This is a genomic window from Verminephrobacter aporrectodeae subsp. tuberculatae At4 (assembly GCF_000193225.1).
GTDB lineage: Bacteria > Pseudomonadota > Gammaproteobacteria > Burkholderiales > Burkholderiaceae_C > Acidovorax > Acidovorax aporrectodeae.
Genome location: NZ_AFAL01000717.1, coordinates 1 through 8,595 on the forward strand (window position 1 = coordinate 1; position 8,595 = coordinate 8,595).

Genomic DNA, 8,595 nt, shown 5'->3' on the forward strand with positions numbered 1-8,595 from the left:
TCGACGATGCGGCCCTGGTGCATGACGGCGATCCGGTGGCACAGCCGCGCTGCGACCCGCAGGTCGTGGGTGATGAAGATCATGGCCAGGTTCAGGCGCTGCTGGATGTCCTGCAGCAGCGCGAGCACCTGGGCCTGTACCGAGACGTCCAGCGCCGATACCGCTTCGTCGGCCACCAGCAGTTGCGGCTCCAGCGCCAGCGCGCGGGCGATACCGATGCGCTGGCGCTGGCCGCCCGAGAAGGCGTGGGGGTAGCGGTCGAAGGCCGATGCGTCGAGTTCCACCAGGCGCAGCAGCGTGCGCGCCTTGCGCTCGGCCTCGGCGCGGAGCACACCGTTGGCCACCGGGCCGTCGCTGATGCTGCGGCCCACCGTGTGGCGCGGGTTCAGCGACGCGAACGGGTCCTGGAAGATCATTTGCAGCTTGTGGCGCAGGGGCCGCAACTGCGTCTGCGACAGCGGCGCGATGTCGGTGCCGTCGAACAGGAGCTGGCCACCGTCGATGTCGAGCAGGCGCAGCAGGCATTTGCCGATGGTCGATTTGCCCGAGCCGGACTCGCCCACGATTCCCAGGGTCTGGCCGCGCTGCACGCTGAAGCTCACGCCATCGACCGCGTGCAGCACACGCCGGCGCACGAACAGGCCGCCTCCGGTCACGTAGGTCTTGCGCAGGTTTTGCACTTGCAGCAGCGCCGGGTGCGTCGGATCGGTGCTGCTGGCGTGGGCCTGAGCGCTCAGCTGCGGTACTGCGGCGATCAGGCGCCGGGTGTAGGGGTGCTGCGGGTGGTTGAGCAACTGATCGGCCGGGCCCTGCTCGACGAGGATGCCCTTTTCCATCACGGCCACGCGGTCGGCGATGTCGGCGACGACGCCGAAGTCGTGCGTGATGAACATCACGCCCATTCCCATGCGCGTCTGGATGCGCTGGATCAGCGCCAGGATCTGCGCCTGCGTGGTCACGTCCAGCGCGGTGGTGGGCTCGTCGGCGATCAGCATTGCCGGCTCGAGCGCCAGCGCCATGGCGATCATCACGCGCTGGCGCTGGCCGCCGGACAGGCGAAAGGGGTAGGCGTCCTGGAGGCTCTCCGGGTCGGGCAGGCCAACGAATTCCAGCAGCGCCAGCACGCGCTGGTGGCGCGCTGCGTCCGGGCAGGCGCCGTGCACCGCGAGTGCCTCGGCGATCTGTGCGCCGACGCGCATCAGCGGGTTGAGCGCCGACATCGGCTCCTGGAACACCATGGCCATGTCCTTGCCGCGCAGCGCCAGCAGTTCGTGCTCGCGCAGTTGCAGCAGGTCACGGCCCTGGAACAGGATGCGGCCCGCTTGTGGCCTGAGCTGGCTCGGCAGCAGGCCCATGATGGCGTTGGCGCTGATCGATTTGCCGCTGCCGGATTCGCCCACGATGCACAGGATTTCTCCGGCGCGCAGCTCGAACGACAGGTCCCTGACGGCGTGCGCGCGGTCGCTGCCGGCGGGTAGCGCCACGGTGAGTCGTTCGACGCTCAGCAGCGGGGGCGTGCAAGCGATGGCGGACATGGGAGTCACTCCCCCGGTTTGCGCAGTTGCGGATTCAGCGCGTCGTTCAAGCCCTCTCCGATCAGGTTGATGGCGAGCACGGTCAGCAGGATCGCCATTCCGGGCAACAGGCTCATCAGCGGCGCTTCGCGCAGCATGGTGCGGGCGGCGCCGATCATGAAGCCCCAGCTCATGAGGTTGCGGTCGCCCAGTCCCAGAAAGGAGAGCGAGGATTCGGTGAGGATGGCGCTCGCGATCATCAGCGAGGCGGTGACGATGATGGGCGGCATCGCGTTGGGCAGGATCTGCGTGCAGATGATGCGCGCCGGCTCTTGCCCGATCACCCGCGCGGCCTGCACGAACTCGCGCTGCCTGAGCGAGAGGAACTCGCTGCGCACCAGCCGCGCCACGGGCGGCCACGACACGCTGGCGATGGCCCCCACGATGGAGTAGAGGGACGGCGTGAAGATGGCCACCAGCACCACGGCCATGGCGAGTTGCGGAATGCTCTGGAAGAACTCGGTGCAGCGCATCAGCAGGTCGTCGATGCGCCCGCCGTAAAAGCCGGCCAGCGCACCGACCAGCACACCGAACACCACGGCTGCGAGCGTGGACGCGCCCCCCACCAGCAGCGACACGCGCGCGCCATGGGCGAGCCCGGCGCCGAGGTCGCGACCCAGCATGTCGGTGCCCAGCGGGTAGGTGCGGTCGGTCAGCGGCGCGAGCAGGGGCTCGGCGACCATGGCCCAGGGCGATTCCCCGTACCAGACCGAACAGAACAGGGCCATCAGGACCACCAGGCCCAGGATCACCAGGCCCGCGAGCGCGCCCCTGTGGGTCGCAAAACGGCGCATGAATTTCTTCATCTCAGTTTTCCGATTCGATGCGCGGATCGACCAAGCGGTACAGCAGGTCGGTGATCAGGTTGAGCAGCACGACCATGGTGGAGGTCACCAGAAACACGCCGAGCAGCAGTTGGTAGTCGCGCTGCATCAGCGCGTCGAACATGAGCCGGCCAATGCCGGGCCAGCCAAACACGGTTTCCGTGAGCAGCGCACCGCCCGCCATCTGGCCGAGCTGGATTCCGGCGAAGGTCAGCACCGGCAACATGGCGTTGCGCAGGACGTGGCGGCGGATCACCTGGCCCGGCGGGACGCCCTTGGCGCGCGCCGTCCTGACGAAATCCAGACCTATCACCTCGAGCATGGAGGCGCGTGTCAGGCGCGCGTAGACGGCCATGAAAAAGCAGCCCAGCGACACCACCGGCAGCACCAGGTGCGCGCCGATGTCCTTGGCGCGCGCCCAGCCGACGAATCCTGCGCCCACGCTCTCCATGCCGAACGCGGGCAGCCAGTCCAGCGTGACGGAGAACAGAATGATCAGCAGCAGCGACAGCCAGAACAAGGGGGTGGCGTACAAGAGCAGCGATACGGACATGATCAGGCTGTCCAGCCAAGTGTGTTCTCCGGTGTAGCGGCTGCGCGCGGCGATCACGCCGAGCAGGCCCCCCGCAAGCAGCGAGAAGACGAACGCCAGCGCCATGAGCAGCAGCGTGGCGGGCAGGCGCTCGAGGATCAGGTCAAGCACCGGCAGGTTGTTGCGGTAGGAAAAGCCCAGATCGAACTGGAGGATGCCCCTGACGTACAGCCCAAGTTGCAGCCACAGCGGTTGGTCCAGGCCGAAGCGCTGGCGCAGTTGCGCGAGGTAGGCCGGGTCCGAGGATGCGGCCTCGCCGGCCATGATGCTCGCCGGGTCGCCGGGAGCCAGGCGGATCAACAGAAAGTTCAGGACCACCACGCCCAGGATGACGAAAAGGGCCTTGCCCAGTCTGGCGCTGAGGAAGGAGATCAGTTTCACGGGACGGCGTTCCGGTCTACAGGGACCACAGGGTCTGCGGCGGGCCGGGGCGGCGTCACTTCTTGTCGAAGCAGACGTCGTCAAAGCTCTCGTTCAGGCCGATGCCGGTCTGCACGAGGTTGCGGATGTGCTTTTGATGGAAGGTGGCGTTTTCGATCTCGAACAACACACCGTTGGCGACCTCGGCCATCAGGATGTTCTGCACTTCGGAGTACAGCTTTTGGCGCAATTCCGGGCTGCGCGCCGCCGCTGCGTTGGCGAACAACGCGTCGACCTTCGGGTTCCGGTAGCCCTGGTTGTTCACGAAGGGCGACCCCTTGACGGCGTTGGTCGACAGGAAATGGCGCGCCACGCCGAGCGCCGGGTCGCCGTACTGGTAGGTGAAGTTGAAGGTCAGATCAAAATCGAAATCCCCCAAGCGCTTGGCCCAGCCGCCGGCGTCGGCCGGCTCGATCTGCACCTTGAAGCCGATCTGTTCGAGGCTCTGCCGGGTGTACTCGGCCAGACGATCCCAGGCCGAACCGTAGGGGAAGGACAGGATCCGCACCGGCGTGGCGCCGACGTTCACGCCCGACTCCTGAATCAGCGCGCGCGCCTTCCTCAGGTCAAACGCGTACTGCGGAACGTTCTGGTCGTAGTACAGCGTCGTCGAGGCGATCGGACCGGTCGCAATCTTGCCCATGCCGAAGAAGATGTTGTCGACGATGAACTTGCGGTTGATCGCGTGCATCACCGCCTGGCGCACCTTCAGGTTGTCAAACGGGGGGCGGCGCTGGTTCATGCTGATGAAGGCCAGCGGTGCGTACATTTCCCAGCCCCGGGTGCTCATCGTGACGTTGGGCAGGGCCTTCAGGCGCTTGATGTCGACGTTGTCCACGTCGCCGCCACGCAGCAACTGCACGTCGCCTTTTTCAAACGCGACGGCGCGCGACGCGGCGTCGGGGATCACACGGAACACGATTTCGTCGAGGCAGGGCAGGCCCTTTTTCCAGTAATCGGGGTTGCGGGTGAGCACGATGTGCGAGCCCTTCTTCCACTCCTTGAACTTGAACGGGCCGGTGCCGATCGGCGTCTGGTTCGCCGGGTTGCTGTAGAAATCGCTGCCTTCGTAAATGTGTTTCGGAATCATGGGCATGTTGTCGACGACGAACAGGCTCATGAACGGGGAGAAGGGCTCCTTGAGCTTGAACTCGACGCCGTGCTCGCCGATGGCCGTGATCGAGTCGAGGTACCTGTTGATCACCAGGCGGCTGCGCGGGTGGGCCGTGCGCAGGAACTTGTCGACGCTGAACACCACGTCGGCCGCGCTGAAGGGCTTGCCGTCGTGCCACTTCACGCCGCGCTGCAGTTCGAAGGTGTAGCTCAGGCCGTCGCTGGAGGCTTTCCACGACCTGGCCAACGCGGGCTGCGGCCTGAGCTGGGCGTCATAGGTGAGCAGGCTCTGGTAGATCTTGCCGGCCACGTAGATCGTGGGCGCTTGCTGGTTCAGGCCCAGCATCAGGGTGGGGGGCTCGGGTTGGACGATGGCGCTCAGCGTTCCCCCCTGCGTCTGGCCTTGCACGCTCTGGCCTCGGACGCTGGCTGCGCCGAGCAGCGCGGCAGCGAGCGCCAGGGCGATGCTTGCCTGGCGGCGGCTGGAACGGGGAAGGGGCGGTTTCATTCGGCTCTCCTGGGAAGTAAAAACAGGGGGGTCACATTTCCCGGTCCTCGCTGGCGTCGAGGCCGAGGCGGCGGCTGATTCCCAGCAGATGGTCGCGCATGGCACGCCGTGCCGCGGCGGGCTGGTGCTTTTGGAGCGCACGCAGCAGCGGCAGGTGTTCGTTGTGCGCCTGCTCCCACACCTGGCCATAGACGAAATGCTGGTTCAGTTTGTTGAAGATGGCACTGCGCTCGCCCAGGGCCCACAGGTGCTGCACGGTGGACGCGAGCGCGGCATTGCCGCTGGCCTCGGCAATCAGCAGGTGCAGCCGGTCGTTGTGCCTGAAAGGCTGTTCGGATCCAGGCAGCGCCAGGGCGGCCTCCTGCATCTGCCCGATCTGGGCGGGTGTGGCGTGGCGCGCAGCCAGTTCGGCGCAATGGGGCTCCACCAGCAGGCGGGCCTGCAGCAGGTCGGCGGCGCCCATGTCCAGCAAGGCCGGTGCTGCCATGGGCCCTGCGGACGAGGCAAGGCGCGATTGCGGGCCCGTGACGTACACACCACTGCCCACCCGCACGTCCACCCAGCCCTCGATTTCGAGCGCGATCAATGCTTCGCGCACCGACGGCCGGCTGACCGCCAGCATCTCGGCGAGTTCGCGTTCCGCAGGCAAGCGCTCGCCCGTGCGGTAGCTGCCACTGCGGATCTTTTCCTTGATCTGGCTGGCAATCATCCGGTACAGGCGGGAGACGTTGATGGGCTCAAGGGTCGGCATGAGAGACGTGGCTTTCAGTGTCAGGCTGCCAAGTGGCAAGACCAATTTGACGCAGAAATGAGGGCTTGTCATTCGGGTTTACCTGTGATGCTGGCAGGTGCAATTTCGGTGCCAGCCGTACGCGCGGACGGGCTGTAGCTGGCACCGTGGCGCTGCTGTACCTGGTGGGCATAATGGCCCCCCCAAAAGGAGCCCACACCGTATGCGTACCATGCATTTCATCGCCGCCGCCACCGTCTGGGTGCTCGGCGCCAGCGCCAGCGCAGCCCCGGCGCATGGGGACGCAGCGCACCACGGCGCGCACGCCCCTGCGCTGAAGAAAGTGCAGAAAGCCTGGGGCATTGCGGGCGACGCCAGGGCCGTGGTGCGCACCATCCGCATCCGCATGACCGACGACATGCGCTTTACCCCCGACCGGATCGAAGTGCGCGAGGGCGAGACCCTGCGCCTGCGCGCCGAAAACAAGGGCCAGGTGCAGCATGAAATCGTGATCGGAACGGCGCACGGGCTGGAGCAGCACGCCGAGATGATGCAGAAAAACGCCGCCATGGAACACGGCGAACCCCACATGGCCCATGTGAGCGCGGGCCACAAGGGGGACATCGTCTGGACCTTCAACCGCCCCGGCAGCTTTGCCTTCGCCTGCCTGGTCCCGGGCCACGCCCAGGCGGGAATGATCGGCAGCATCACCGTGCTGCCCCGCAAACGCTGACACGCCGTGGCTACGGCGCGTGCCTCCAGCGCGCCGCCTGCCCTGACCCCGCGCGGATTGCCCGACAATCGGCGGCCATGCATTCCCCTGTTTCCTTGGCCGGCGACGCTGGCAGCATCACCCGCGTGGCCGGAATCGAGGTCGGCCACTGCACCGAAACCCGCCGTCCCACCGGCTGCAGCGTGGTCATTGCGCGCGAGGGCGCCGTGGCCGGCGTGGACGTGCGCGGCGCGGCCCCCGGAACGCGCGAGACGGATTTGCTCCACCCTTCCAACTTGGTGGACCAGGTGCACGCCGTCGTGCTGGCCGGCGGCAGCGCCTGGGGGCTGGACGCCGCCACCGGCGCCGTGCGCTGGCTGGAAGAGCACGGCATAGGCTTTGACGTGGCCGTGGGCCGCCTGCCCCTGGTGCCCGCGGCGGTGTTGTTCGACCTGCTGCTGGGCGACATGCGCATACGCCCCGACGCGGCGGCAGGCTATGCCGCGTGCCAGGCCGCATGCACCCGGGACCCGGCCGAAGGCAATGTGGGCGCAGGTGCGGGCGCCGTGCTGGGCAAGGCCTTTGGCATGCAGCGCGCGATGAAAGGCGGCATTGGCACGGCGTCCGTCACCGTCCATGGTGTGACCGTGGGCGCGCTGATTGCCTGCAACGCACTGGGCGACGTGATCGACCCCGACAGCGCCCAGGTGATCGCCGGCGCCCGCACGCAGGATGGTCTGCGCCTGTGCGACACGCGCCGCGCCCTGCTGCGCGGCGACGCCCCCCAGTCCCTGCTCGCGGGAACGAATACCAGCATCGGCGTGGTGGCCACGGACGCCGTCATCACCAAGGCGCAGGCGCACCGCCTGGCCGTGGCCGCGCACGACGGCCTGGCGCGCAGCATCAACCCCGTGCACACCATGTCCGACGGCGACACCCTCTTTTGCCTGGGCACCGGCCGCGCGGGAAAAAACCCGGGGATGCTGCTGCTGGCCACCATGGCTGCGGAGGCCACGGCCGTCGCCACCGCACGGGCCGCGCGCGCGGCAGCGTCGATCACGACCGCGCAGGGCCTGTATTTGCCTGCTGCGGGGGCGTTGGGCTGAACTGAGCGCCGTGGCGTGTGGCGCGGCTCAGCGCCGCCGCTCTTCGGAAGGGGTCATCAGCCGGTCGGTCAGCGCAATCGCCAGCGCGCTGAGCAGGAACACCACATGGATGATGGTCTGCCACATCAGCACCTTCAGGTCATAGTTGGCCGCGTTGATGAAGGTCTTGAGCAGATGGATCGAACTGATGCCGATGATCGCGGTCGCGAGCTTGACCTTGAGCACCGAGGCGTTCACATGGCTGAGCCACTCGGGCTGGTCGGGGTGGTCCTCCAGGCGCAGGCGCGAGACAAAGGTTTCGTAGCCGCCCACGATCACCATGATCAGCAGGTTGGAGATCATGACCACGTCGATCAGCGCGAGCACCACCAGCATGATGATGGTTTCATTCAGCGCGGTGACCGCGGCGTCGCTGCGGTAGCCGATACTCGACACCAGTTGCCCAAGCGCCGCCGTGTCGCCCAGCGCGGCCTTGATCAGGTGCAGCAGTTCAACCCAGAAATGGAACACGTACACCGTCTGCGCCAGGATCAGACCCAGGTACAGCGGCAGTTGCAGCCACCGGCTGGCAAAGATCAGCGTGGGCAGGGGGCGCAACGGTGCGGGGGGAGTGGGTCGGGGAGGCGACATGGAGCGTGCAGACAGAGGGAGAGGGTTTCGGGCGGGCGCGATTTTAGGCGGAAGCGTGGCCTTGGCCAGCGGGCGCTGCGGAACCGGTTTTGCCAGGTCACTTCAGTTCAGGGGCGAGTTCGGGCCGCCCGGATCAGAGCGCGGCAAAATCAGCTTCAGGTAGTCCTCGGTCGCTTCGAAGTCGGGCTCTGCCCCGCTGGCGGCCCGCACGAGCGGAACGATCTTGCGGCGCACCCCCATGCCACGCGCGTCCACATAGCCATGGTCGCGCAGCACGTCGACGATGGCTGTGTTGCGGGGCGAGCGTTGTCCCGCGAGCATTTTTTCGACGGTCATCGAATTCTGTAGCGCTCCCGGGCTGGTGACCTCGAGCCGATTCGAGTAGG

Annotated in this window: 9 protein-coding genes; 2 read left to right on the forward strand and 7 right to left on the reverse strand. The window is 67.0% G+C overall.

The window, feature by feature from the left end:
• From VTU_RS0120470 to VTU_RS0120490, 5 genes are all read right to left on the reverse strand, one after another.
• On the reverse strand, positions 1–1,535 hold a 1,535-nt coding region (locus tag VTU_RS0120470; RefSeq protein ID WP_010108081.1), incomplete at its 3' end, for an ABC transporter ATP-binding protein.
• A 5-nt stretch (positions 1,536–1,540) separates the two neighbouring features.
• Complete coding sequence (locus VTU_RS0120475) at positions 1,541–2,380, reverse strand: ABC transporter permease (RefSeq protein WP_010108082.1); 840 nt, start codon at positions 2,378–2,380, stop codon at positions 1,541–1,543.
• Between the two features lies 1 nt (position 2,381).
• Positions 2,382–3,371 (reverse strand): ABC transporter permease, encoded by a 990-nt coding sequence (locus VTU_RS0120480; protein ID WP_010108084.1) that lies wholly within the window; start codon positions 3,369–3,371, stop codon positions 2,382–2,384.
• A 55-nt stretch (positions 3,372–3,426) separates the two neighbouring features.
• Positions 3,427–5,031 (reverse strand): ABC transporter substrate-binding protein, encoded by a 1,605-nt coding sequence (locus VTU_RS0120485; RefSeq protein ID WP_010108085.1) that lies wholly within the window; start codon positions 5,029–5,031, stop codon positions 3,427–3,429.
• A gap of 31 nt (positions 5,032–5,062) precedes the next feature.
• Positions 5,063–5,782 (reverse strand): FadR/GntR family transcriptional regulator, encoded by a 720-nt coding sequence (locus tag VTU_RS0120490; RefSeq protein WP_010108087.1) that lies wholly within the window; start codon positions 5,780–5,782, stop codon positions 5,063–5,065.
• A 202-nt stretch (positions 5,783–5,984) separates the two neighbouring features.
• On the opposite strand from VTU_RS0120490, the gene VTU_RS0120495 reads away from it, so the two are divergent.
• Together VTU_RS0120495 and VTU_RS0120500 are read left to right on the forward strand one after the other, a co-directional pair.
• Positions 5,985–6,494: a cupredoxin domain-containing protein gene (locus tag VTU_RS0120495; RefSeq protein ID WP_010108089.1), complete on the forward strand. Its 510-nt coding sequence runs from the start codon at positions 5,985–5,987 to the stop codon at positions 6,492–6,494.
• A gap of 77 nt (positions 6,495–6,571) precedes the next feature.
• Positions 6,572–7,579 (forward strand): P1 family peptidase, encoded by a 1,008-nt coding sequence (locus VTU_RS0120500; RefSeq protein WP_010108091.1) that lies wholly within the window; start codon positions 6,572–6,574, stop codon positions 7,577–7,579.
• A gap of 27 nt (positions 7,580–7,606) precedes the next feature.
• Here VTU_RS0120500 and VTU_RS0120505 read toward each other — a convergent pair whose 3' ends face one another.
• Complete coding sequence (locus tag VTU_RS0120505; RefSeq protein ID WP_029554612.1) at positions 7,607–8,209, reverse strand: TIGR00645 family protein; 603 nt, start codon at positions 8,207–8,209, stop codon at positions 7,607–7,609.
• Positions 8,210–8,311: 102 nt separating this feature from the next.
• Positions 8,312–8,595 (reverse strand): ATP-binding protein (locus VTU_RS0120510; RefSeq protein WP_322835869.1); only part of this gene is annotated, 284 nt, incomplete at its 5' end.

What these genes read in the sequence shown, in the direction of transcription:
- VTU_RS0120490 (WP_010108087.1), bottom strand. Translation starts at nt 5,782, where the DNA reads ATGCCGACCCTTGAGCCCATCAACGTCTCCCGCCTGTACCGGATGATT.
- VTU_RS0120475 (WP_010108082.1), bottom strand. Translation starts at nt 2,380, where the DNA reads ATGAAGAAATTCATGCGCCGTTTTGCGACCCACAGGGGCGCGCTCGCG.
- VTU_RS0120485 (WP_010108085.1), bottom strand. Translation starts at nt 5,031, where the DNA reads ATGAAACCGCCCCTTCCCCGTTCCAGCCGCCGCCAGGCAAGCATCGCC.
- VTU_RS0120505 (WP_029554612.1), bottom strand. Translation starts at nt 8,209, where the DNA reads ATGTCGCCTCCCCGACCCACTCCCCCCGCACCGTTGCGCCCCCTGCCC.
- VTU_RS0120500 (WP_010108091.1), top strand. Translation starts at nt 6,572, where the DNA reads ATGCATTCCCCTGTTTCCTTGGCCGGCGACGCTGGCAGCATCACCCGC.
- VTU_RS0120495 (WP_010108089.1), top strand. Translation starts at nt 5,985, where the DNA reads ATGCGTACCATGCATTTCATCGCCGCCGCCACCGTCTGGGTGCTCGGC.